Source organism: Streptomyces echinoruber, from assembly GCF_014651135.1.
GTDB lineage: Bacteria > Actinomycetota > Actinomycetes > Streptomycetales > Streptomycetaceae > Streptomyces > Streptomyces echinoruber.
In genome coordinates this window covers 147,804-172,320 of the sequence record NZ_BMWH01000004.1, presented here as the reverse complement: position 1 = coordinate 172,320, position 24,517 = coordinate 147,804, and the positions used below count along the sequence as shown (strand labels likewise).

18 protein-coding genes and 1 pseudogene are annotated in these 24,517 nt (G+C 72.9%); 6 read left to right on the top strand and 13 right to left on the bottom strand.

Going from position 1 to position 24,517, the window contains the following annotated elements; genetic code table 11:
- Nucleotides 1-16: 16 nt before the first annotated feature.
- The 11 genes and pseudogenes from IE225_RS07745 to IE225_RS07690 form a co-directional block, all read right to left on the bottom strand.
- Complete coding sequence (locus IE225_RS07745; protein WP_190056614.1) at nucleotides 17-1,789, bottom strand: IucA/IucC family protein; 1,773 nt, start codon at nucleotides 1,787-1,789, stop codon at nucleotides 17-19.
- Nucleotides 1,786-2,340 carry a GNAT family N-acetyltransferase gene (locus tag IE225_RS07740; RefSeq protein ID WP_190056613.1) on the bottom strand — a complete coding sequence of 185 codons (555 nt, stop codon included), beginning with the start codon at nucleotides 2,338-2,340 and terminating at the stop codon, nucleotides 1,786-1,788. Before IE225_RS07740 ends, IE225_RS07745 begins: the two co-directional genes overlap by 4 nt.
- The gene (locus tag IE225_RS07735; RefSeq protein WP_190056612.1) at nucleotides 2,337-3,632 is read right to left on the bottom strand and encodes a lysine N(6)-hydroxylase/L-ornithine N(5)-oxygenase family protein; all 1,296 of its coding nucleotides are present in this window, start codon (nucleotides 3,630-3,632) and stop codon (nucleotides 2,337-2,339) included. The genes IE225_RS07740 and IE225_RS07735 overlap by 4 nt, the downstream gene beginning before the upstream one ends.
- Nucleotides 3,616-5,082, bottom strand: a complete 1,467-nt coding sequence (desA, locus tag IE225_RS07730; protein ID WP_190056611.1) for a lysine decarboxylase DesA — start codon at nucleotides 5,080-5,082, stop codon at nucleotides 3,616-3,618. Before desA ends, IE225_RS07735 begins: the two co-directional genes overlap by 17 nt.
- Before the next feature lie 135 nt (nucleotides 5,083-5,217).
- Nucleotides 5,218-6,102 (bottom strand): siderophore-interacting protein, encoded by an 885-nt coding sequence (locus tag IE225_RS07725; protein ID WP_190056610.1) that lies wholly within the window; start codon nucleotides 6,100-6,102, stop codon nucleotides 5,218-5,220.
- Nucleotides 6,103-6,133: 31 nt separating this feature from the next.
- Complete coding sequence (locus tag IE225_RS07720) at nucleotides 6,134-7,180, bottom strand: ABC transporter substrate-binding protein (RefSeq protein WP_190056609.1); 1,047 nt, start codon at nucleotides 7,178-7,180, stop codon at nucleotides 6,134-6,136.
- Between the two features lie 169 nt (nucleotides 7,181-7,349).
- Nucleotides 7,350-8,143 (bottom strand): annotated as a pseudogene (locus IE225_RS07710) (threonine synthase).
- Nucleotides 8,144-8,680: 537 nt separating this feature from the next.
- Nucleotides 8,681-9,841 carry an acyl-CoA dehydrogenase family protein gene (locus IE225_RS07705; protein WP_190056606.1) on the bottom strand — a complete coding sequence of 387 codons (1,161 nt, stop codon included), beginning with the start codon at nucleotides 9,839-9,841 and terminating at the stop codon, nucleotides 8,681-8,683.
- Nucleotides 9,842-9,844: 3 nt separating this feature from the next.
- Nucleotides 9,845-10,783 carry a hydroxymethylglutaryl-CoA lyase gene (locus tag IE225_RS07700; protein WP_190056605.1) on the bottom strand — a complete coding sequence of 313 codons (939 nt, stop codon included), beginning with the start codon at nucleotides 10,781-10,783 and terminating at the stop codon, nucleotides 9,845-9,847.
- Nucleotides 10,780-12,726 carry an acetyl-CoA carboxylase biotin carboxylase subunit gene (locus IE225_RS07695; protein ID WP_190056604.1) on the bottom strand — a complete coding sequence of 649 codons (1,947 nt, stop codon included), beginning with the start codon at nucleotides 12,724-12,726 and terminating at the stop codon, nucleotides 10,780-10,782. The genes IE225_RS07700 and IE225_RS07695 overlap by 4 nt, the downstream gene beginning before the upstream one ends.
- Before the next feature lie 20 nt (nucleotides 12,727-12,746).
- Entirely contained in the window at nucleotides 12,747-14,363 is a 1,617-nt protein-coding gene (locus IE225_RS07690; protein WP_190056603.1) for a carboxyl transferase domain-containing protein, read from the bottom strand.
- A gap of 97 nt (nucleotides 14,364-14,460) precedes the next feature.
- On the opposite strand from IE225_RS07690, the gene IE225_RS07685 reads away from it, so the two are divergent.
- The 3 genes from IE225_RS07685 (at nucleotide 14,461) to IE225_RS07675 (ending at nucleotide 17,431) form a co-directional block, all read left to right on the top strand.
- On the top strand, nucleotides 14,461-15,072 hold the full coding sequence (locus IE225_RS07685; protein WP_190056602.1) for an SACE_7040 family transcriptional regulator: 612 nt from the start codon (nucleotides 14,461-14,463) through the stop codon (nucleotides 15,070-15,072).
- Between the two features lie 253 nt (nucleotides 15,073-15,325).
- The gene (locus tag IE225_RS07680) at nucleotides 15,326-16,483 is read left to right on the top strand and encodes an acyl-CoA dehydrogenase family protein (protein ID WP_190056601.1); all 1,158 of its coding nucleotides are present in this window, start codon (nucleotides 15,326-15,328) and stop codon (nucleotides 16,481-16,483) included.
- Between the two features lie 66 nt (nucleotides 16,484-16,549).
- Complete coding sequence (locus IE225_RS07675; RefSeq protein ID WP_190056600.1) at nucleotides 16,550-17,431, top strand: acyl-CoA thioesterase; 882 nt, start codon at nucleotides 16,550-16,552, stop codon at nucleotides 17,429-17,431.
- Between the two features lie 100 nt (nucleotides 17,432-17,531).
- On the opposite strand, the gene IE225_RS07670 is transcribed toward IE225_RS07675, so the two are convergent.
- Nucleotides 17,532-18,320 (bottom strand): phosphatase, encoded by a 789-nt coding sequence (locus IE225_RS07670; RefSeq protein ID WP_190056599.1) that lies wholly within the window; start codon nucleotides 18,318-18,320, stop codon nucleotides 17,532-17,534.
- Between the two features lie 178 nt (nucleotides 18,321-18,498).
- Nucleotides 18,499-20,181, bottom strand: a complete 1,683-nt coding sequence (locus IE225_RS07665) for a PucR family transcriptional regulator (protein WP_190056832.1) — start codon at nucleotides 20,179-20,181, stop codon at nucleotides 18,499-18,501.
- A 123-nt stretch (nucleotides 20,182-20,304) separates the two neighbouring features.
- Here IE225_RS07665 and IE225_RS07660 point away from each other — a divergent pair, with 123 nt between their 5' ends.
- The 3 genes from IE225_RS07660 to IE225_RS07650 all read left to right on the top strand — a co-directional run bounded on the left by IE225_RS07660 (nucleotide 20,305) and on the right by IE225_RS07650 (nucleotide 24,504).
- Nucleotides 20,305-21,765: a sodium:solute symporter family protein gene (locus IE225_RS07660; RefSeq protein WP_190056598.1), complete on the top strand. Its 1,461-nt coding sequence runs from the start codon at nucleotides 20,305-20,307 to the stop codon at nucleotides 21,763-21,765.
- Between the two features lie 73 nt (nucleotides 21,766-21,838).
- Nucleotides 21,839-22,822 carry an agmatinase gene (speB, locus tag IE225_RS07655; protein WP_190056597.1) on the top strand — a complete coding sequence of 328 codons (984 nt, stop codon included), beginning with the start codon at nucleotides 21,839-21,841 and terminating at the stop codon, nucleotides 22,820-22,822.
- Entirely contained in the window at nucleotides 22,819-24,504 is a 1,686-nt protein-coding gene (locus tag IE225_RS07650; RefSeq protein ID WP_190056596.1) for a thiamine pyrophosphate-binding protein, read from the top strand. The genes speB and IE225_RS07650 overlap by 4 nt, the downstream gene beginning before the upstream one ends.
- Nucleotides 24,505-24,517: the final 13 nt, after the last annotated feature.

Below are 24,517 nucleotides of genomic sequence, written 5' to 3'. Positions count from 1 at the left end.
CCCGTTCGCGGCGGGGCTAGAGTCCCGCGATCGGGTTGGCCAGCGTGCCCGCGAGCTGCAGTGCGCCCGAGGGGTCGGTGAGGTCGACCATCTGCCGGTTGTCGCGGAGCTGGAGCCGGTTGAGGCAGGACAGCGCGAACTCGGGCGCGAACAGGTCGTACTGCCGGAACCTGTCGGCGAGTTCGGGCACCGACTCCTGGTACGCGCGGGCCACCTCGGCGACCGTGCGCCAGAAGCCGTCCTCCTCCAGGACGCCCTCGGCGGCCAGTTGGGCGGCGAGGAAGCGGAAGAAGCAGTCGAAGACGTCCGTGAAGATCGACAGGAGCTTCTTGTCCTCCGGAACGTCGACGCGGATGCGCCGCACCTCGGGCGGCAGGACCGCCTCGGGGTCCAGCACCGCGATCTCCTCGGCGATGTCCTTGAAGACCGCCCGCCGCACCACCCCGTCCTCCAGGACGAGGACGACGTTCTCGCCGTGCGGCATGAAGACCAGGTCGTAGGCGTAGAAGCAGTGCAGCAGCGGCACGAGGTAGGCCCGCAGGTAGTGCCGCAGCCACTCGCGCGGCGGCAGGCCCGACCGCTCGATCAGCGCGGCCGCCAGGCCCCGGCCTTCGTGGTCCACGTGCAGCAGCGAGGCCATGGTGGCGAGCTGCTCGCCCTCGCGCAGCGAGGGCACCGGGCTCTCCCGCCACAGCGCGGCCAGCATCTTGCGGTAGGGCGAGTGGCGGTCGGTGGCGGCCTCGTACTCCAGGTGCCGGTAGCCGACCGCCGCCCGCTCCCGGATGATCGTCAGGCCGGTCGACTTCAGCACCGGGTCGTCGTCGATCAGCCGGGCCAGCCAGTCGTTGATCGCCGGGGTGGCCTCCATGTAGGCGGCCGACAGTCCGCGCATGAAGCCCATGTTGAGCACGGACAGGGCCGTCTTGACGTAGTGCTTGTGCGGGTTGCTCGTGTTGAAGAAGGTCCGTATGGACTGCTGGGCCAGGTACTCGTCGTCGCTCTCGCCCAGGCAGACCAGGTCGCGGCGGGCGATCTCGGCGGCGAAGGTGACGGTGAGCTTGTTCCACCACTGCCAGGGGTGGACGGGGAGGAGGAGGTAGTCGGCCGGGTCGAGGCCCTGATCGGTGAGCGTGCGGTGGAAGCGCTCCACGGTGGGCTCGCCCAGCTCCTGCCGGACGAAGGACGCGTACTCGATGCCTGCCCCGGCCGTGAACACCGCCCGCAAGCGGTGCGCCGCCAGCCACACCAGCCGGACCGGGGTCGCGGTCTCGGGGGCGTACGCCAGGTACTCGTGGATGCCGAAGCCGAGCCGCCCGTTGTTGGCGACGAAGCACGGGTGGCCCTCGGTCATGCCGGTCTCGATCGCCTGGAAGTCCGCGTGCGCCAGTTGCGCCGACGTCACCGGCGGCTTGGCCAGTTTGTAGCAGGTGCTGGAGAGGGTGGAGGAGATCTCCTCCAGGTAGACCGGCAGGATCTCCTCGCCCAGGCCGAGACGGGCGCGCAGCTCCAGGAAGAAGTCGAGGGCGGCGAGCGGGAGTTCGGTGCCGTCCCGGTGGCGGGTGAGGGAGTCGGCGTCGATCTGCCAGTGGTCCAGGGCGCGGCGGGTGGCGGTGAACCGGTAGCGGGTCGCCCCGTCGTCGCTGCGGACGGTGTAGACGCCGCCGCCCTCCGGCTCGGGGGTGATCAGCCGCTCGTGGGCGAACTCGGCCAGCGCCTTGCGCACCAGCAGGCGGTTGGCCCGCTCCCAGCGCTCGGGGGAGAGGTGGGTCACGGCGTCGGCGGGCCTCATGCTCCCACCGCCCCGAGGAACTGCTCGCGCGTGCAGAAACTCAGCAACGCCCTCTTCTCCGGCTTCTGTATCTCTCTCTCGGGCACGAACCCGACGGCCTCGTTCAGCGCGTGCACGGCCGTGTTGCGCACGTCCGGCTCGACGACGACCCGCCGGGTGCGCGGGTCGTCGAACAGGAACCGCATCACGGTTGTGAGCACGGCCCGGGTGAAGCCGTGCACGGGCCGGTCGGTCGGCGCGACCAGGAAGTGCATGCCGACGTCCCCCGGCTGCGGCTCGTACAGCCCCACCAGCTCGCGGTGGGCCGGGTCGTAGTGCTCCATCAGGAAGGCCGGCCGGCCGTCGTGCAGCCCGAGGTGGGCGTGGTGGTGCGGGTCGGCCTCGATCGCCAGGTAGGCGCGCTCGACGTCCTCCAGGCGCGCGTCCTGCATCATCCAGAACACCGCCTTGGGGTGCGTGACCCAGCGGTGCAGCAGTACGGAGTCGGTCAGCGCGTCGAGCGGGCGCAGGGTGAGCCGGCCGATGCCGTTGCCGCCGGTGGTCGTGGTCATACGCCGAACTCCTGGAAGGCGATCGTCTTCTCGACGGGGTAGTACTCGGTGCCGAGCAGCTCGCGGATGATGTACGCGTTGCGGTAGGCGCCCATGCCCAGGTCGGGGCTGGTGACGCTGTGCGTGTGGACGCCGGCGTTCTGCAGGAAGACGCCGCGGCCGGTGACGTCGATCGCGTAGTTGCGGGCGATGTCGAAGTTGCCGTGCGCGTCGTAGCGCAGCCGGTCGCGGATCGGCTTGAGGAACTCCGGCTCGGTGTACCGGTAGCCGGTGGCCAGGACCAGCCCCTCGGAGCGGATCTCGAAGTCCCTGCCCTGCTCCTGCTGGCGGAAGCCGAGGACGTAGCCGCCGTCCTCGTACCGGGCCCGGGTGAGCGCCGAGTTGGTCAGCAGCCGGGTCGGCACCGGACCGGCCAGGCTCTTCTGGTACAGCAGGTCGAAGATCTCGTCGATCAGGTCCCCGTCGATGCCCTTGTACAGGCCCTTGTGCTGCTCGGTGAGGCGGTAGCGGGTCTCCTCCGGCAGGGCGTGGTAGTAGTCGACGTACTCCGGGGAGGTCATCTCCAGCGTGAGCTTGGTGTACTCCAGCGGGAAGAAGCGCGGGGAGCGCGTCACCCAGTCGAGCCGGTAGCCGTGGACGTCGATCTCGCTCAGCAGGTCGTGGTAGACCTCGGCGGCGGACTGGCCGCTGCCGACCAGCGTGATCGACTTCTTGCGCCGCAGCCGCTCCCGGTGCTCCAGGTAGCGGGAGGTGTGCAGGAAGTCCCCGGCCAGGCCCCGGCACGGCTCGGGCAGGTACGGCGGGGTGCCGGTGCCCAGGACCAGGTGGCGGGCGCGGTGGGTCTCGCCGTTGTGCGTGCGCACGGCGTACACCCCGTCCCCGTCCCCGCCCTCCTCCTCGTAGGTGACCTCGGTGACCGTGCGGTTGAAGCGGACGCAGCTCAGCTTCGCGGCGGCCCAGCGGCAGTAGTCGTCGTACTCCGCCCGCAGCGGGTGGAAGTTCTCGCGGATGTAGAACGCGTACAGCCGCCCCCGCTCCTTGAGGTAGTTGAGGAAGGAGTACGGCGAGGTCGGGTCGGCCAGGGTGACCAGGTCCGACAGGAACGGGGTCTGCAGGTGGGCGCCGTCGAGGAACATGCCCGAGTGCCACTCGAAGTCCGGCTTGGACTCCAGGAAGATCCCGTCGAGGGCGTCGATCGGCTCGGTGAGGCAGGCGAGGCCGAGGTTGAAGGGACCCAGGCCGATCCCGACGAAGTCGTGGATCCTGTCGCGGTCTTCAGCTGGCGCGGTCAAGGGACTCTCCCAGGTACTGCTCGGCGTGGCCGGCGATGAGGTCGAGGACGGCGGCGAGGTCGCCGGTGGTCGTCTCGGGGTTGAGCAGGGTGAACTTCAGGTAGTGCCGCCCGGCGACCTTGGTGCCCGCCACGACGGCGTCGCCGGAGGCGAACAGGGCTTTGCGGGCGTGCAGGTTGGCGCGGTCGATCTCGGCCGGGTCGGTGACGGCGGCCGGGACGTACCGGAAGACGAGGGTGGACAGCTGCGGCTGGGTCACGACGTCGAAGCGCGGGTCGGCGGCGAGCATCCGCCAGCCCTCGGCGGCCAGGTCGCAGACCTGGTCGAAGAGCCGGCCGACGCCGTCGGCGCCCATCACGCGCAGCGTCAGCCACAGCTTGAGCGCGTCGAAGCGGCGGGTGGTCTGCAGGGACTTGTCGACCTGGTTGGGGATACGCTCGGCGACCATGCGGCGCGGGTTGAGGTACTCGGCGTGGTAGGTGGCGTGCCGCAGCACGGCCGCGTCGCGGACCAGCACGGCGGAGGAACTCACCGGCTGGAAGAAGGACTTGTGGTAGTCGACGGTGACGGAGTCGGCGCGCTCGATGCCGTCCAGCAGGGCGCGGCGGGTGGGGGAGACGAGCAGGCCGCAGCCGTAGGCCGCGTCCACGTGCAGCCAGGTGCCGTACTGGGCGGCGAGCTCGGCGATCTCCGGCAGCGGGTCGATGGAGCCGAAGTCGGTGGTGCCGGCGGTGGCGACGACGGCCATGGGAACGAGACCGTCGCGGCGGCAGCGCTCCAGGGCGCGGGCGAGGGCGACCGTGTGCATCCGCCGGTCGTGGTCGACCGGGACGGGCACCACCGCGTCCGGCCCCAGGCCGAGCAGTTTCGCCGCCTTCCGCACGCTGAAGTGGCCGGCCTCGGAGACGAACACCCGCAGACGGCCGAGGTTTTGACTCCCCTCCCATCCGGCCCGCCCCGGCTCGGCCTCCTCGCGGGCCAGCAGCAGCGCCTGCAGGTTGGACTGGGTGCCGCCGGAGGTGAACACGCCGTCGGCGGCCGGGCCGAGGCCGATGCGGGCGGCCGTCCAGTCGATCAGCCTGCGTTCGATGAGGGTGCCGCCGGCCGACTGGTCCCAGGTGTCCAGGGAGGAGTTGACGGCGGACAGCACGGCCTCGCCGAGCACCGCCGGGATGGCCACCGGGCAGTTGAGGTGGGCCAGGTAGCGGGGGTGGTGGAAGTAGACCGCGTCCCGCAGGTAGATCTCCTGGAGTTCGTCCAGGGCCGCGGTGGTGTCGCCGAGCGGCGCGTCGAGGTCGACCGCGTCGATGCGGGGGGCCAGGGCGTCGACGGTGATGCCGGTGAACGGCCTTTTGACGGTGGCGAGTTGGGCGGCCACCCGCTCGACTCCTTCGGTCACCGAGCGGCGGTAGTGCTCCGCCGTGAGGTCGTTGAGCAGGTGCGAGCGCATGGGGGGGTCCTCCGGGGGGAGTCCGTGCGGACGGGGAGAGGGGCGAGTCGCCCGAACATCAACTTAGGTTAGCCTAACCTAAGTTTCTGTGAGCGAGGCGCGCCCCTCCCGTGACCGCGATCACGTCCGGCGCGGTTACTCGCCCCGCGCCCGCACCTGCTCCTCCGTCAGCCCCCGCCGCCAGTACCCGACGAACGTCACCCGGCGCCGGTCGACGCCGCGCTCACCCACGAAGTGGCGGCGCAGCGCCTTCACCCGGCCGGACTCGCCCGCGAGCCAGACGTACGGGGCGGCGGCGGACGGGAGGCGGGCCGCGCGCAGGGCGTCCAGGGCCAGGGGGGAGCCGTCGGTGCGGCCGGCGTGATCGGGGTGCTCGTCCCCGACCAGCCACGTCACCTCCGCGTCGGCGGCGGTGACCAGGTCCTGCACGTCGCCGGCGTGCGGCACCTCCAGCCAGGCGCGGACGCGGGTGCCGGCCGGCAGGGACTCCAGGACGGCGCAGGCGGCCGGCAGGGCGGTCTCGTCGCCCCACATCAGCACCAGGTCGGTGTCGGCGGGCGGCCGGAAGCGGATCGCGTGGTTGTCGGCGACCACCGGGCCGAGCAGCAGCACCCGGTCGCCGGGCCGGGCGCGGGAGGCCCACCGGGAGGCGGGACCCGCCGGGGCGGCGGCGCCGGGTGCGATGCCGTGCAGGACGAAGTCGATGTCGATCTCGGCGGTGTGCCCGTCGGCGTCCCGGCGCAGCGCCCGCAGCGTGTACGACCGCATCACCGCCCGTACGTCCTCGGGCAGTTCGCGCCAGCTCTGCCACCAGCCGTCCCCCAGGTCCAGGGGCACCACCGGCTCGGGCTGGCCCGGGTGCGGCAGGAACAGCGACAGGGACTGGTCGCGCCCGTCGGAGTGGAAGGCGTGCAGGTCGGGCCCGGTGAAGGTGACGCGGACCAGGGACGGGCCGAGCCGCCTCGTCCGTGCGACCCGGAGGGAGAAGAAACGGAACGGGGCGGCCACGGCAGTGGTCACGGCGCCTCCTGGGATTGGGTGCGGGCGGGGGTCAGGCGACCTTCTTCGCCTTCTCGAGGGCCTCGGCGAGGCTCTCGAGCAGCGGGGCGCACTTGTCGTAGGACAGGATCGGCTCGGGGTTGCGGGCGATGACCTGGCCGGCCTCGACCGCGGGGAGCCGCTTCCAGGTCGCCCGGGTGATGTCGGCGGGCTGGATGGCCGAGGAGCGGTTGTCCATCATGATGATGTCGGCCGGGTACTTGTCGACGTTCTCCCAGCTCAGCGACTCGTACCAGCCACCGCCCCGCTTCTTGGCGCTCTCCGGGGGCTCCACGAAGTTCACGCCGAGGGCCTTGAAGTACTCCAGGTCGACGGAGAGGTTGGTGCCGGAGACGTAGAACAGGTCCTGGCTCGCGGAGCCGACCATCACCCTGATGTCCGGCCTGGCCTTCGCCGCGGCGCGCAGCCGGGCCGCGGCGTCCTCGAACCTCTTCTTGGCCTGCTCGACCTTCTCGGAGGTCACGTTCCCGCCGAGCGACTCGGCGAGCTTCAGCATCCGCTGCAGCGGCACGGGCAGTTGGCGGTCATAGACGGAGATCCCGACGGTGGGGGCGCCGACGGCGAGGATCTTCTTCTTCGACTCCTCCGGCACGTACCACAGGGTGCCGGCGCCGTCGAACATCGTGGAGACGAGCAGGTCGGGCCGGAGGGCCGCGTACTTCTCGATGCTGAACTGGCCCCACGCGTTGCCCAGGACCGTCACCTTGCCGACGTCCAGGTCGCCGGCCTGCACATCGGCCGTGCCGTCCTTGGTCTTCGTCGGGCCGAAGACGCCCTGCACCCGCACGCCGTAGTCGTGCAGCGCGGCGGCGACGCCGACGAACGCCACGATGCGCGAGGGGACCCGGTCCGCCTTCGCCGTCTGCCCGCGGTCGTCCCGGAACGACCACGGGCCGGATCCGGCGGCCGCCGTCCCGCCGCCCGCGCCGTCGCTTTTCTCGCCGTCGCCGCAGGCGGCCAGGACGGCACCGAGGCCGAGGGCGCCGCCCGCGGCGAGGACGCCGCGGCGGGTGGGATGGGGGGCACGGACCTTGGGCATGACTGTCACTGCGCTTTCGACCAGGGCGGAACGCCCGCCGGACAATTCGAAGATAGGTTAGCCTAACCTCAGTTTTTGTCCAGGGTGGGTGCCCGGCCCGGCGTGGCCCCGGGGCCTCGGGGGAGCGGGCCGCGGGGGAGCGCGGTCACAGGTTCTTGAAGAGGCGCGGTCACAGGTCCTTGAAGAAGTGGGAGGTCGCGACCAGCACGGTCGTGGATCCCGCCTCGACGGTCCCGTTCTCCCGCAGCTCCGCGAGGGCGGCGAACACCGTGGTGCTGCTGCGCTCCCACACGTACCCGCGGCGGCACAGCCGGTTGACGTACGCGTCGGCGACGGCGTCCGGCACCACGGTCGCCGTCCCGCCGGAGAGGGTCACCGCCCGGTGCGCCTGCACGGTGGTGCCGTGGCCCGCGATGGACGACAGGCGCCCGTGATCGCCCGGGATGTGGTCGGTGAGGAACGCCGTGCCGCGCAGCACGGCCGACAGCCGGAGGAACGGCTCCACCAGGTGCAGCCTGGGCACGGGCCGGCCGTCCAGCCGGTGCAGGTCGCGGAAGCCCAGGTGGATGCCCCACGCCAGATCGCCCCGGCTCGACGGGACGACGACGTGGTCGGCCCGCTCCGGCACCTGCTCGGCGATCTCCACGCGATGCGCTTGTACCCCTCGATGCCCAGGGGGTGGCTGCCGGTGACGGGGTCGGTGACGCTGGTCACCGTCAGGGTCTCCGGATCGTCCACGAGGTCGCGGACGCACCGGATCCGGTCGGCGTCGTCGTCGAAGGTCCGCACCTCGGCCCCGAAGCCGGTCAGGTGGCGGCGGGCCGCCTCCGGCAGCCAGGAGAACGCCGCGACGGTGCAGCGCAGGCCCGCGGCCGCCGCGTGGGCGGCCACGGCCAGGCCGGCGTTGCCCGACGAGCCGACGGCGAGAGCCCGGTGGCCCGCGGCCCGGGCGTGCGCCGCCACGAGGGCGGCGAACCGGTCCTTGCGCGAACCGGTCCTTGTGCGAACCGGTCCTTGCGCGAACCGGTCCTTGCGCGAACCGGTCCTTGCGCGAACCGGTGTGGTGGACCGCCTCGTTCTTGACGTACACGCCCGGCTCCCACGGCAGCAGCGGTGTCGCGCCGGTGCCGAAGCCGGGGACGTCCCGGTAGGGGAGGCGCTCGTCGAGGGAGGCGTCCTCGTCGTAGACGCGGAACAGGTTGGAGTTGCGCCCCGCCCGGTCGCAGGTCGGACAGCCGCGGGGCAGGTCGGTGACCGGATACCGGGCCGCGCACTGGATGCACTCCAGTCCGCGCAGCGCCGGGGACGGCTTCGCGGGGTACGGGCCGGTGCTCATGCGATGTGAACCTTCCCTTACTTCACTCGCCCGCCGTTTGCCCGTTTGCCCGCTCGCCCGCGAGGCGCGGCGGGCGGGGCCGGGGCCGCCGCCCGCAGGACGGCGCGCACCCGCGGCCACCGGCGGGTCACCGGAACGCTGCCCGCCCGGCCCGCGCCCGTGGGTCAGCTCACCAGCCCCAACTCCCGTGCGATCAGCATCCGCTGGACCTCGCTCGTGCCCTCGCCGATCTCCAGGATCTTGGAGTCGCGCCACATGCGGGCGACCGGGTACTCGTTCATGAAACCGTAACCGCCGTGGATCTGGGTGGCGTCGCGGGCGTTGTCCACCGCGATGGTGGAGGAGTACAGCTTGGCCAGGGCCGCCTCCTTCTTGAACGGTTCGCCGGCGATCAGGCGGGAGGCGGCGTCGCGCCAGGCGAGGCGGGCGGTGTGCGCCTTCATCTCCATGTCGGCGATCTTGAACTGGATGGCCTGGTTGGCGGCGATGGGCCGGCCGAAGGCGTGCCGCTCCTTGGCGTAGCGCACCGACTCGTCGACGCAGCCCTGCGCCAGGCCGGTGGCCAGCGCCGCGATGGCGATGCGGCCCTCGTCGAGGATGCGCAGGAACTGGGCGTAGCCGCGGCCCTCCTCGCCCAGCAGGTTCGCGGCCGGCACGCGCACGTCGTCGAAGGACAGCTCGCGCGTGTCCGAGGCGTTCCAGCCGACCTTCGAGTACGCCGGCGCCACCGTGAAGCCCGGCGTGCCGGACGGGACGATGATGGAGGAGATGCGCGGCTTGCCCTCGTCGGTGCGGCCGGTGACCGCGGTGACCGTGACCAGGCCGGTGATGTCCGTGCCGGAGTTGGTGATGAAGCACTTCGTGCCGTTGATCACCCACTCGTTGGTCCGCTCGTCGAGGCGGGCCGTCGTCTTCGTCGCCCCCGCGTCCGAGCCGCCGTCGGGCTCGGTGAGGCCGAAGGCGCCCAGCAGTTCGCCCGAGCACAGGCGGGGCAGCCACTGCCGCTTCTGCTCCTCGGTGCCGAACCGGTAGATGGGCATGGCGCCCAGCGACACGCCCGCCTCCAGGGTGATCGCCACCGAGGAGTCCACGCGGGCCAGTTCCTCCAGCGCCACGCCGAGCGCGAAGTAGTCGCCGCCCATGCCGCCGTACTCCTCGGGGAACGGCAGTCCGAACAGGCCCATGCGGCCCATCTCGCGGACGATCTCGTAGGGGAACTCGTGCCGCTCGTAGTAGTCGCCGATCTTGGGTGCGACGACATCGTGGGCGAACTCCTCCACCGTGCGGCGGAGTTGCTCCAGCTCTTCGGGCAGCTTGTGGTCCATCGTTCACTCCTGGTGGGAGAGGGCACGCACGGTGCGGGAGGGGCTGGGCCGGCCCAGCCGGGAGGCCATCCACACGCTGGTGGCGGTGAGACGGCCGAGGTCGACCCCGGTGTCGATGCCGAGGCCGTGCAGCATCCACACGAGGTCCTCGGTGGCGAGGTTGCCGGTGGCGGACTTCGCGTACGGGCAGCCGCCCAGGCCGCCCGCGGAGGCGTCGACGGTGGTGACGCCGTGGCGGAGCGCGGCCAGGGTGTTGGCCAGGGCCTGGCCGTAGGTGTCGTGGAAGTGGACGCCCAGCCTTGCGGTGGCCACGCCCGCCTCGTTCAGGGCGGTCAGGAGGGCGGTCACGTGGCCCGGGGTCGCCACGCCGATCGTGTCGCCCAGGCTGAGTTCGTCGCAGCCCATGTCGACCAGGGCCCGGCAGACCCGGACCACCTGCTCGAGGGGGACCGCGCCCTCCCACGGGTCGCCGAAGCACATCGAGACGTAGCCGCGCACGTGCGCCCCGGTGTCCTTCGCCCGCGTCACCACCGGCTCGAACATGGCCAGCGCCTCGTCCGCCGTGCGGTTGAGGTTGGCCTTCGCGAAGGACTCCGTGGCGCTGGCGAAGACGGCCACCCGGCGGGCGCCGAGCGCCAGGGCGCGGTCCAGGCCGCGTTCGTTGGGCACGAGGACCGGCAGGTCGGCCGGCACCTCGGCGACGAGCGGGAACAACTGCTCGGCGTCGGCGAGTTGGGGCACCCACTTGGGGTGCACGAAGCTCGTCGCCTCGATCGTGGTCAGGCCCGCGTCGGCGAGGCGGCGGATGAACTCCGCCTTGACCTCGGTCGGCACGGTCCGCGGCTCGTTCTGCAGGCCGTCGCGCGGCCCGACCTCGTGGATGCGCACCCGCGCGGGCAGGCCCGCCTCCGGTACGACCATGGGAAGCCCTGGGACGGTCATGCCTCCGCCTCCGTCTCCTGCTCGCTCGCATGGGGCTGGATCACGGCCAGCACCTGGTCCATGGCGACCGTGGTGCCCGGCTTGACGTCCAGCTCGGTGACCGTGCCGGCGTGCGGGGCGGAGATGACGTGCTCCATCTTCATCGCCTCCACCACCAGCAGGCTCTGCCCGGCGGTCACCTCGTCGCCCACGGCGACCTTGACCACGGTGACCGTGCCGGGCATGGGCGCCGTCAGCGAGTCGGCGCCGGCGTGGGCGGCGCGGGTGAGGGACGCGGCCACCGGGTCGTGGTCGCGCACCTGCCAGGCGTCGCCGTCGCGGCCGAGCCAGTCGCCGGCGCGCTCAAAGGTGTGGCGGACGCCGTCGAGCGTCACGGACACCCGCTCCTCGGTGACGGTGTGGGTGCCGCGCGGGGTGTACGCCACCGGCTCCCGCACCCGCAGGTGGAAGGTGACCGGCTTCGGCTCCCCGCCCAGCCGCCACCCGCTCGGCACCGCGAACGGGTCCACCCAGCCGTCGCCCTTCGGGCGCAGCGCGTCCAGCCGTACGGCCGCCGCCGCCTCGTACACCTCCTCCGGCACCTCGGTGGGCACCAGCTCGTCCACCACCCGCTCGACCAGCCCGGTGTCCAGCTCGCCCGCCACCACCGCGGGGTGAGCCAGCAGCCGGCGCAGGAAACCCACGTTGGTCTGCACGCCCAGCGTCACCGTGTCCGCCAGCGCCGCGCGCAGCTTCCGCAGCGCCGTCGCCCGGTCGGGGCCGTACGCGATGACCTTGGACAGCATCGGGTCGTACAGGCTGCCCACCTCGGTGCCCTCGCTCAGGCCAGAGTCAGTGCGTACGCCGTCACCGTCAGGCTCACGCAGCTTCAGCACCGTCCCGCCGGAGGGCAGGAAGCCGCGGGCGGGGTCCTCGGCGCAGACACGGGCCTCGATCGCGTGCCCGGTGAGGCGGACGTCGTCCTGCTTGAAGGCCAGCGGCTCGCCGGCCGCGACCCGCAGCTGCCACTCCACCAGGTCCAGGCCCGTCACCAGCTCGGTGACCGGGTGCTCCACCTGCAGGCGGGTGTTCATCTCCATGAAGTAGTACGACGTCGGGTCGCCGCCGGGGACGATGAACTCCACCGTGCCCGCGCCCCGGTAGCCGCAGGAGCGGGCGGCCTGGACGGCGGCCTCGCCCATCGCGGCGCGGGTGGCCTCGTCCAGGAGCACGCTGGGCGCCTCTTCGACGATCTTCTGGTGACGGCGCTGCAGGGAGCACTCGCGCTCGCCGAGGTGGACCACGTTGCCGTGGCCGTCGGCCAGGACCTGGATCTCGATGTGCCGGGGGCGGTCCACCCACCGCTCCACCAGGAGCGTGTCGTCGCCGAAGGCGGCGCGGGCCTCCCGGCGGGCGGCGGCGATCTCGTCCGCCAGCCGCCGCTCGTCCCGCACCAGGCGCATGCCCTTGCCGCCGCCGCCCGCGCTCGGCTTGAGCAGCACCGGCATGCCGATCTCCCGTGCGGCGGCGGTGAGCTGATCGTCCGTCAGGCCGCTGCCGCTGGAGCCGGGGACGACCGGCACCCCGGCCGCCCGCACCGTCTCCTTGGCGCGGATCTTGTCGCCCATCAGGGCGATGGCGTCGGCGGGCGGGCCGATGAAGACCAGGCCGGCCTCGGCGCACGCGCGCGCGAAGGCGTCGTTCTCCGCGAGGAAGCCGTAACCGGGGTGCACCGCCTGGGCACCGGTGCGGCGGGCCGCCTCCAGCAGCCGCTCGATCGACAGGTAGCTCTCGGCCGCGGGCGGCGGCCCGATCCGCACCGCCGCATCCGCCTCGCGCACGTGCCGCGCCTCGGCGTCGGCGTCGGAGTACACGGCCACCGCGCGCACGCCCAGCCTGCGCAGGGTGCGGATGACGCGGACGGCGATCTCGCCCCGGTTGGCCACAAGAACGGTCTCGAACATCGTCGTACAGGCCCTCCCCTTCACATCCGGAAGACGCCGAACTGGGGCTCGCCCAGGGGCGCGTTCGCGCAGGCCGTCAGCGCCAGGCCCAGCACCTGACGGGTCTCCAGCGGGTCGATGACGCCGTCGTCCCACAGGCGTGCGGTGGCGTAGTAGGCGTTGCCCTGCCGCTCGTACTGCGCGCGGATGGGGGCCTTGAACGCCTCTTCCTCCTCGAGCGGCCACTCCTCGCCGCGGGCCTCCAGCTGGTCCCGCTTGACGGTGGCGAGGACCGAGGCGGCCTGCTCGCCGCCCATGACGGAGATCTTGGCGTTGGGCCACATCCACAGGAAGCGGGGGGAGTAGGCCCGGCCGCACATCGAGTAGTTGCCCGCGCCGTAGGAGCCGCCGACCACCACCGTCAGCTTGGGCACGCGCGTGCAGGCCACCGCCGTGACCATCTTGGCGCCGTGCTTGGCGATGCCGCCGGCCTCGTAGTCCCTGCCGACCATGAAGCCGGAGATGTTCTGCAGGAACACCAGCGGGATGCCGCGCTGGTCGCACAGCTCGATGAAGTGGGCGCCCTTCTGGGCCGATTCGGAGAACAGGATGCCGTTGTTGGCGACGATGCCGACCGGGTGGCCCAGGATGCGGGCGAAGCCGGTGACCAGGGTCTGCCCGAACTCGGCCTTGAACTCGGCGAAACGGGAGCCGTCCACCACGCGCGCGATGATCTCGCGGACGTCGTAGGGGGTGCGGGGGTCGACGGGCACGGCGCCGTACAGCCCGTACGGGTCGACCTTCGGCTCGACGGCCGGGACGACCTCCCAGGGCGGCTGCCGGCGCGCGGGCAGCGTGGCGACGATGTTCCGCACGATCCGCAGGGCGTGCGCGTCGTCCTCGGCGAGGTGGTCCGTCACGCCCGAGACGCGGGAGTGCACCTCGCCGCCGCCCAGCTCCTCGGCGGTGACGACCTCGCCGGTGGCGGCCTTCACCAGGGGCGGGCCGCCGAGGAAGATCGTGCCCTGGTTGCGCACGATGACGGCCTCGTCGCTCATGGCGGGGACGTAGGCGCCGCCGGCGGTGCAGGAGCCGAGGACGGCCGCGATCTGCGGGATGCCGGCCGCGGACATGCGGGCCTGGTGGTAGAAGATGCGGCCGAAGTGGTCCCGGTCGGGGAAGACCTCGTCCTGCAGGGGCAGGAAGGCGCCGCCGGAGTCGACCAGGTAGACGCACGGCAGCCGGTTGTCGAGGGCCACCTCCTGCGCGCGCAGGTGCTTCTTGACGGTCATCGGGTAGTACGTGCCGCCCTTGACGGTGGCGTCGTTGGCGACGATCACGCACGCGCGGCCGCTGACCCGCCCGATCCCGGCGATGACGCCGGCGGCCGGGGCCTGCCCGTCGTACATCCCGTCGGCGGCCAGCGGCGCCAGCTCCAGGAAGGGCGAACCGGGGTCCAGGAGGGTGTCCACCCGGTCCCTCGGCAGCAGCTTGCCGCGCGCGGTGTGCCGCGCCCGGGCCTTCTCGCCGCCGCCCAGCCGTGCCGCGGCCAGTTTGGCGCGCAGCTCCTCGACCAGTGCGAGATGGGCCCGTTCGTTGGCCCGCCAGGCCTCCGACGCGGGATCTGCCGCGCTCGTCAGCTCCGGTGCCTCGTGCATCCTGCGGTCCCCTCACCCAGCGATGGACTGTTAATGAGCGTTAACGCACTTCCCTTCAGGTTAACGACCGCTAACCTGCCTGTCTAGAATTGCCTCCATGACCACCAGGACCGACGCCCCCAGCCGCCGCGAGCAGATCCTCAAGGAGGCCGCCCGCCTCTTCGCCGAACGCGGGTTCCACGGCGTCGGCGTGGACGAGATAGGCGCCGCGGTCGGCATCAGCGGACCCGGTCTGTACCGCCACTTCGCGGGCAAGGACGCGATGCTCGCCGAACTGCTCGTCGGCATCAGCGGCCGGCTGCTCACCGGCGCCCGGCGGCGCCTGAAGGAGGCCGGGGACGGGGCCGCCCCGGCCGGGCCCGAGGCGGTCCTCGACTCGCTCATCGAGGGGCACATCGACTTCGCGCTCGACGACCGTCCCCTCATCACCCTGCACGACCGCGAGCTGGACCGCCTCCGGGACAGCGACCGCAAGCTCGTCCGCCAGCTCCAGCGCCAGTACGTCGAGCTGTGGGTGCAGGTCGTGCGCGAGGTCTACCCCCACCTGCCGGAGCCGGCCGCCCGCTCGGCGGTCCACTCGGTCTTCGGCCTGCTCAACTCCACCCCCCACCTGGCCCGCCCCGGCGCCCTGCCGGGCCGCGCGGACACGGCGGCCCTGCTGCACCGGATGGCCCGCGGGGCGTTCGCGGCGGCGGCCGGGGCGGAGTGACGGGGCGAACGGAGAGGGCGGGGGTACCGGAGCAGCCAGGGCGGCCGGAGAAGTCAGGGCAATCAGAGCGGCCGGAGTGGTCGAGACGACCGGGGCGGTCAAGACGAGTAGGGGCGGCCGGAGCGGTGGGCTCCCGCCGCCCCGAAGCGTGACGCGCGTTACTCCGTCTGGACGTACCTCCCTACTCGCCGGTACGGTGACAGCCTGAGCAAGCGCTTAGACAGCGGCAGCGGATCAGGCGGAGGAGGCGGCAGTGCGCCGTACGGTGTTCAACGAGGATCACGAGGCGTTCCGGGAGACCCTGCGCGCCTTCATCGAGGCCGAGGTCGTGCCGGTGTACGACGAGTGGTTCGCCGCGGGCCAGGTGCCGCGCGAGTTCTACTACAAGCTCGCCGAGCTGGGCCTGTTCGGCATCAACGTGCCGGAGGAGTACGGCGGCGCCGGCCTGGAGACGCACAAGTTCGAGGCGGTCCAGTACGAGGAGACCGCCCGCGCGGGCGTCACCTTCGGCGGCTCCGGCGTGCACGTCCTGCTCGCCCTGCCCTACCTCAAGATGCTCGCCACCGAGGAGCAGAAGAAGCGCTACCTGCCCAAGTTCGTCTCCGGCGAGGAGATGTGGGCCATCGCGATGACCGAGCCGGGCACCGGCTCCGACCTCGCCGGCATGAAGACCACCGCCAAGCTGAGCGAGGACGGCACGCACTACGTCCTCAACGGCGCCAAGACCTTCATCACCGGCGGCGTGCACGCCGACCGCGTCATCGTCTGCGCCCGCACCTCGCCCCCGCGCGAGGACGACCGCCGCTTCGGCATCTCCCTGTTCGCCGTGGACACCAAGTCCGAGGGCTACTCCGTCGGCCGCAAGCTGGACAAGCTCGGCCTGAAGGTCTCCGACACCGCCGAACTCGCCTTCGTCGACGTCAAGGTGCCCGTCGAGGACCTGCTCGGCGAGGAGAACAAGGGCTTTTACTACCTCGGCGCCAACCTGCCCTCCGAGCGCTGGGGCATCGCCTACGGCGCCTACGCCCAGGCGAAGGCCGCCATCCGCTTCACCAAGCAGTACGTCAAGGAGCGCACCGTCTTCGGCAAGCCGGTCGCCCACTTCCAGAACACCAAGTTCGAACTGGCCGCCTGCCAGGCCGAGGTGGACGCCGCCGAGGCCGTCGCCGACCGCGCCCTGGAGGCCCTGGACGCCGGCGAGCTCACCCCCGCCGAGGCCGCCAGCGCCAAGCTGTTCTGCACCGAGGTCGCCCACCGCGTCATCGACCGCTGCCTGCAACTGCACGGCGGCTACGGCTATATGAACGAGTACCCGATCGCCCGCCTGTACGCCGACAACCGCGTCAACCGCATCTACGGCGGCACCAGCGAGATCATGAAGACGATCATCGCCAAGGACATGGGTCTGTAACCACCGCGAAGGAGCAGCGAGAAGACCGCCGGATACAGCCGGATACCACCGGATACATACCGACGCATGAGTCAGGCATTGCGATCCCTGCTCGATCTGCTCGACCTGGAGCGGATCGAGCAGGACATCTTCCGCGGCCAGTCCCGCTCCGCCGTCGTCCCGCGCGTCTTCGGCGGCCAGGTCGCCGCCCAGGCCCTGGTCGCCGCGGGCCGCACGGTCCCCGCCGACCGGTACGCGCACTCCCTGCACGCGTACTTCCTGGTCGCCGGCGACCCGGGCGCGCCCATCGTCTACACCGTCGACCGCATCCGCGACGGCCGTTCCTTCACCACCCGCCGGGTGGTCGCGATCCAGCACGGGCAGCCGATCTTCCACCTGTCGGCGTCGTTCCAGACGCATGAGGAGGGCCTGGACCACCAGGAGCCCATGCCGGACGCGCCCGACCCGGAGACCCTGCCGACGGCCGAGGAGATGCTGCCCCGCTACGCCGACCGCTTCACCGACGACGGCGTCCTGCGGCGGTTGCTGGAGGCGCGCGCCGCCGTCGACCTGCGCTACGTCCACGAGCCGCCGTTCGCCACCGCGGGCACCGCGCGCGAGCCGCGCTCGCAGGTGTGGTTCCGCACCAACGGCAAGCTGGACGGCGAGGTCGACCAGCCGCTGCTGCACGTGTGCCTGGCCACGTACGTCTCCGACATGACCCTGCTGGACTCGGTGCTGCTCGCGCACGGCCGGGGCGGCTGGGTCACCGGGGACGTGGTCGGCGCCTCGCTGGACCACGCCATGTGGTTCCACCGGCCGTTCCGCGCCGACGAGTGGCTGCTGTACGACCAGCGTTCGCCCTCCGCGTCCGGCGGGCGGGGCCTGGGCCAGGCCCGCATCTACACGCGGGACGGCCGGCTGGCGATATCGGTCATCCAGGAGGGCGTGGTGCGCGTGCCGCGCTGAGCCCGAGGGGTGCGGCGAGGCGGGCGGGGCTCGGCCGGGGAGGCGGGCCCGCCCAGGGCCCCCGCCGCGCGTCCGCCGAGCGGAGCGGGGGCCGCGCGGTTCAGACGAGACCGGCCTGGTCCAGCAGGTACGCCGTCATCGGGTCGTAGTGGCGCGGGCTGACCACGTGGTCGTCGAGCGGCACCACGACCTGCACCGTGCCCTCGGCCTCGGCGAGGAAGAGCGCCGGGTCGTTGCAGTCGGCGTACCCGACGGCGTCGACGCCGTGCTGCCCCGCGTACCCGGCCCAGCCGTGGTCGGCGACGACCAGGTCGGGCAGCGGGCGCCCCTGCCGCTCCAGGGCGGTGAGGACGGCCTTCATCGGCTCGCCGGAGTGGGTGTGCCACAGCGTGGCGCCGTGCTCCAGCACCGCCACGTCCGCGAACTGCATCACGTACCCCTCGTCCGTCTGCAGCCCGTCCGGGATCACGACGATCTCGCAGCCCGCCGCCCGCAGCGCCGCGGCCGTGGCGTGGTGCACGTCCAGCAGCCCGCCGGGGTGGCCGGTGGCGAACAGCACCCGCTGCCCGCCGTCGGCGGCCTTGCGCAGCCGCGCCGCCATCCGCTCCAGGGCGGCCACGGTCAGCTCCGGGTCGATGGTGTCCTGCCCGTGCCGGTGTTCCGGGTCGTCGCTGACGCCGACCCGCTCCGCCATCACCGCCAGCACGTCCTGCTCGTCCGTCCAGCGGTCGCCGAACTCCAGACCGAGCCAGAAGCGGCGGTCGCCGTTGGCCAGTTTGCGGTAGTGGGAGAGGTTGTTCTCGCGGGGGGTGGCGACATCGCCCGCGATGCGGGTCCTCACGAGGTGGTCGACGAGCTCGGCGCGGCTGGGGATCCCGGGTATCGGCATGCCCCCATTGTGAGGCAGCCCCCGCGGCCCGCGTCCCGCGGTCCCGCACGCTGGGACGCGCCTCGTGCACCGCCGGTCACGGTGTATCGCCCGCCGCCGGTCACGGTGCATCACCCGTCGCCGGTGACGGCGCACCGCTGCCGCTGCCACCGCTGCTTGCCGTTTCCGGAGCCGGGGCTCACGGCTGCCGGAGCGCGAACCACAGCTCCATCCGTACGTCCGGATCGTCCAGGTCGGCGCCGAGCAGGGCCGCGCAGCGGGCGATGCGCTGCCGGACGGTGTTGCGGTGCACGCCCAGGGCGACGGCGGTGCGGTCCCAGCTTCCGTGCAGGGAGAGCCAGGTGCGCAGGGTCTCGGCGAGGGCGGGGGAGAGCGGCGCGAGGAGGGCGCGGGCGTGCGCCTCGGCCGCGTCGGGCGGCACCAGGTCGGCCAGGCCCGGGCGGGCCGGGTGGTGGACCAGGGCGGTGCGGGTGGCGCGGGCGCGGGCCAGGGCGCGGGCCGCCTGGGCGTCGGCGGCCGGCCAGTCGGCGGGGGCGGCGGGCGGGCTGACGCCGAGGGTCCAGCCGGGCTGCGGGGCCGGTTCGCGGTCGGCCGGGACGAGGACCCGGACGACCTCGTCCGCCACGTCGACCAGCGCCGAACCGAGGGCCGCGCCCAGCGCGGAGGCGGCGAGGGCGTCCGGCGGCTGCGTCTGCGGCCGCGCGTGCACGACCCGCCACCGCTCGGCGTCCCCCAGCAGCGGCGCCACCTCCCGCGGCGCCGCGCCCAGCAGCAGCCGTACGAGCGCCCGGGAGCGGGCGGCGCCGGTACCGCCGTGGTGCTCGCCGGTGAGGAGGGAGAGCAGCACGGCGGCGACGGAGGCGATGGTGTGGTCCCCCGGCTCGCGCCGCGGCGCGGCGACCCCGAGTACGAAGTCCGCGCCGGCGCCGAGCGCGTAGGCGGCGAGGTGGTGACCGGCGACGGTGTCGGTGGCGGAGGAGGGGGCGGGGGAGGGAGCCGCCGGGGCGGCCGCCGGGGCGGCCGCCGGGGTAGCGCCCGCGGGGGCGGGAGAAGCGGCTGCCGGAGAAGTGGCCGCCGGGGCGGTGGCCGAGGGGGCGGAAGCGGTCGCGGCTCCCGCAGCCGTGGTGGCCGTCGCGGTCTCCGCCGCCGCGGTGGCCGTCGTGGTCCCCGGGGTCCGTGCCGGCCGTACCACCCTCGCCAGCCGTGCCAGCCCCGCCCGTGCCCCGCCCCCCGGTTCCCGGCCCGCCGTGGCGAGTTCCGTGCCGTCGGGGCCGTACAGCACCGCCCATCCGGCGAGCCGCCGGGCGAGCTGCCGCAGGACCGAGGGCACGGGGTCGGGGCGGGCGGCCGCCGCGGCCAGGCGCTGCTGGGCCTCGGTGACGCGGCGCAGTTCGGCCAGCCGGGCCTGCGCCATGAGCTGCCAGACGGCGCGGGCCACGGCGGAGAACGGGGTCTGCGGAGGGACCTCCAGCAGCGGCAGCCCGTGCGCGTCGCAGGCGGCGACCAGCGCCCGCGGCACCGTGTCGTGCACGGGCGCCAGCCCGAAACCGAGGGCGGCGCCGCCCGCGGCCACGATCCGGGAGACGTAGCCGTCGAAATAGTCGGCATGGTCGGCATGGTCGGCGTAGTCGGCATGGGCGTTCGTCCCGGCCGTGTCGGGGACGTGCACCCCGGCGGTCAGCAGCAGCTCGCCGCCCAGCAGGTACGGGTAGGGGTCGGCCATCTCCGAGGTGTGTGCCCAGTGGATCACCGTGTCCCGGTCGGCGGGCCCGGCGATCAGCCGCAGGGCGAGGTCCTCGCGGGCGAGCAGGGCGGAGAGCGGGACCGGGGGAGTGGGTGGGGCGACGGACGGCTCCGGCATGGTGTGCACACCCTCCATCCACCGAGGCTCGGATGGAGGAAACGTACACTTCAGCGTCGCTTTCCGGCCACCTAGGGTCGGTCCTCGACACCGCCGCCCCGCGTGCGTGAAGGAGGCCCTCGCATGGCCGTCGACTACCTGGTGATCGTCGTCTATCTGGCCGGAATGCTGGCCATGGGCTGGTGGGGCATGCGCCGTGCCCGCTCCAAGAGCGAGTTCCTGGTCGCCGGCCGGCGCCTGGGCCCCGCGATGTACTCCGGCACCATGGCCGCCGTCGTCCTCGGGGGCGCCTCCACCATCGGCGGCGTCGGCCTGGGCTACCAGTACGGGCTGTCCGGCGCCTGGATGGTCGTCACCATCGGCCTCGGACTGCTCGCCCTGTCGGTCTTCTTCTCGGCCCGCATCGCCCGGCTGAAGGTCTACACCGTCTCCGAGATGCTCGACCTGCGCTACGGCGGCCGGGCGGGCGTCATCTCCGGCGTGGTCATGTGGGCGTACACGCTCATGCTCGCCGTGACCTCGACCCTCGCGTACGCCACGATCTTCGACGTCCTGTTCGACCTGAACCGCACGGTCGCGATCGTCCTCGGCGGCTCGATCGTCGTCGCCTACTCCGTACTCGGCGGCATGTGGTCGATCACGCTGACCGACATGGTGCAGTTCGTGGTCAAGACGGTCGGCGTGCTGCTGCTGCTCCTGCCCGTCGCGGTCGTCAAGGCGGGCGGCTTCGCCCAGATGAGGGCCGAGCTGCCGGCCTCGTACTTCGACCCGCTGGGCATCGGCGGCGAGACGATCTTCACCTACGTCCTGATCTACACCTTCGGCATGCTGATCGGGCAGGACATCTGGCAGCGCGTGTTCACCGCCCGCAGCGACCGCACGGCCCGGTGGGGCGGCACGGTCGCGGGCACCTACTGCCTGGCGTACGCCCTCGCCGGCGCGGTCATCGGCACGGCGGCCAAGGTGCTGTACCCGAAGCTGGGCAGCGCGGACGACGCCTTCGCGACGATCGTGAAGGACGAACTGCCCGCCGGCGTGCGGGGGTTGGTGCTGGCCGCGGCGCTCGCCGCCGTGATGTCCACCTCCTCCGGCGCGCTGATCGCCTGCGCCACGGTCGCCAACAACGACATCTGGTCCCGGCTGCGGGGCGCCGTGCGCCCGTCCGGCGGGGCGCACGACGAGGTCCGGGGCAACCGCGCGTTCATCCTGCTCATGGGCCTGGCGGTGATCGGCACGGCGATCGCGCTGAACAACGTGGTCGAGGCGCTGACGGTCGCCTACAACCTGCTGGTCGGCGGGCTCCTGGTGCCGATCCTCGGCGGGCTGCTGTGGCGGCGCGGCACCGTGCAGGGCGCCCTGGCCTCCGTGGTGGTCGGCGGCGTCGCGGTGATCACCCTCATGGCGACCCACGGCATCCTCGCCAACGAGCCCGTCTACTACGGCCTGGCGGCCTCCCTCGCCGCCTACGTCGTCGTGTCGCTGCTGACGCGGCCGACCGACGCCGCCGTCCTCGCCGCCTGGCGCGAGCGACTGGCCGGCCGGTCCCCCGAACACGCGTCCGAGCCGGTCCCGGCTCCCCAGTAGAGTCAACAGAGCCCCCAGGAAAGCAACAAAGCAGTACAAGCGCCAAGAAGCGCAAGAAAGAAGGCATTTCACTATGAGCAGCACCGAGACGCCCCGCGGCCCCGTCGACTCCTCCCGCATCCCGCGCTACGCCGGGCCCGCCACCTTCGCCCGGCTGCCGCGCCTGGACGAGGTCGGCGGACGCGCGGACGTGGCGGTGGTGGGCGTGCCGTTCGACTCGGGCGTCTCCTACCGGCCCGGCGCCCGCTTCGGCGGCAACGCCATCCGCGAGGCGTCCCGGCTGCTGCGCCCCTACAACCCCGCCCAGGACGCCTCCCCCTTCGCGCTCGCACAGGTCGCCGACGGCGGCGACATCGCGGTCAACCCCTTCCACATCAACGAGGCCGTGGAGACCATCGAGGAGGCCGCCGACCAGCTCCTGTCCACCGGCGCCCGCCTGATGACCCTCGGCGGCGACCACACCATCGCGCTGCCGCTGCTGCGCAGCGTGGCGAAGAAGCACGGCCCGGTCGCGCTGCTCCACTTCGACGCCCACCTCGACACCTGGGACACCTACTTCGGCGCCGCCTACACGCACGGCACGCCGTTCCGCCGCGCGGTGGAGGAGGGCATCCTCGACACCTCCGCCCTCTCCCACGTCGGCACCCGCGGCCCGCTCTACGGCAAGCAGGACCTGGACGACGACGCCAAGATGGGCTTCGGCATCGTCACCTCGGCGGACGTCATGCGGCGCGGTGTCGACGAGATCGCCGACCAGTTGCGGCAGCGCATCGGCGACCGCCCGCTGTACATCTCCATCGACATCGACTGCCTGGACCCGGCCCACGCGCCCGGCACCGGCACCCCGGAGGCGGGCGGCATGACCTCCCGCGAACTGCTGGAGATCCTGCGCGGACTGGCCTCCTGCAACCTGGTCTCCGCCGACGTCGTCGAGGTCGCGCCGGCCTACGACCACGCCGAGATCACCTCGGTGGCGGCCTCGCACGCGGCGTACGAACTGACGACGATCATGACCCGGCAGATCGCCGCCGCGCGGGAGGAGAACGAGGGCAAGTGACCCGCGACCACGACCCGGTGCTCCGTCCGACGGCGGCGCAGACCTCGGCCGCCCTCCACCCTCCCCCCGGCCGCACCGGCGGAGACCTGGTCGTGGAGACCCTGGCCGGGCTCGGCGCGACCACCGTCTTCGGCCTGCCCGGCCAGCACGCCCTCGGCGTGTTCGACGCCCTGCGCCGCTCGGACCTGCGGTACGTGGGCCTGCGGATGGAGAACAACGCCGGCTTCGCCGCCGACGCCTACGGCCGGATCACCGGCGAGGCGGCCCCGCTGCTGCTGTCCACCGGCCCCGGCGCGCTGATGTCCCTCCCGGCGCTGCAGGAGGCGGCCGCGGCCTCGGCGCCCGTGCTGGCCATCAGCAGCCAGGTCCCGGTCGCCGGGCTGGGCGGCGGCCGCCACGGCTACCTGCACGAACTGCCCGACCAGGCGGCCTCGTTCCGGGGCGTGGTCAAGTCGGTCCACACGGTCCGCACCCAGTCCCAGATCCCGTCCGCGATCGCCGCGGCCTGGAAGTCCGCGCTGAGCGTCCCGCACGGCCCGGTGTGGGTGGAGATCCCGCAGGACGTGCTGCTCGCCGAGACGCACCTGCCGGTGGTGACGGCACCGGACGCCACCCCCGACGAGCTGCCCCCGCGCCCCGAACTGACCGCCGTCGCCGCCGATTTGCTGTCGAACGCGGCCCGCCCGGCGATCGTCGCGGGCGGCGGAGTGGTCCGGTCGGACGCCTCGGGCAAGCTGCTCGCCCTGGCCGAGAAGCTGCGGGCGCCGGTCGTGACGACGTTCGGCGGCAAAGGCGCCTTCCCCTGGGAGCACCCGCTCTCCCTGCAGTCCTGGCTGGAGGACCGCCACACCACCGACTTCCTGGAAGACGCGGACGTCCTGCTGGTGGTCGGCTCCGGCCTCGGCGAACTCTCCTCCAACTACCACACGTTCCAGCCGCGCGGCCGGATCGTCCAGATCGAGGCCGACCTCGGCAAGCTGGAGTCCAACCACCCGGCGCTCGGTATCCACGCCGACGCCCGCCTCGCCCTGCAGGCCCTGCTGGAGACCGTGTCGGAGCGGACCGACCCGGCCGCCGCCGGGCGCGTGCGGGAGGTCCTCGGCAAGGTGCGCGAGCGCATCGCCTCCCAGGACCTCGCCCTGGAGCAGGACGTGCTGGCGTCGGTGCGCAGAGCACTGCCGGACGGCTCCCCGTCCTTCTGGGACATGACGATCCTCGCCTACTGGGCGTGGTCGGCCTTCGACCCGCGGGGCGCGAACACCCTGCACTCCGCCCAGGGCGCCGGCGGCCTCGGCTACGGCTTCCCGGCCGCCCTCGGCGCGGCGGCCGCCGATCCGGGCCGCCCCGTCCTGGCGGTGTCCGGCGACGGCGGCGCGCTCTACTCGATCGCCGAACTGGCCACGGCCCGCCAGCACGACCTCGACGTCACCTGGCTGATCGTCGACGACGGCGGCTACGGCATCCTGCGCGAGTACATGACCGACGCCTTCGGCACGCCGGCCGCCACCGAACTGACCCGCCCGGACTTCGTGGCGCTCGCCGAGTCCTTCGGGGTGCCGGGGGTGCGGACGTCGCCGGAGACCCTGGAGGAGGACCTCGCCAAGGCACTGGCGACCCCCGGCCCCTCGGTGGTCGTCCTGCCGGCAGTGCTGCGGATGTTCGCGCCCACGCACCGGAGGTGAGGCGCGCGGCGGT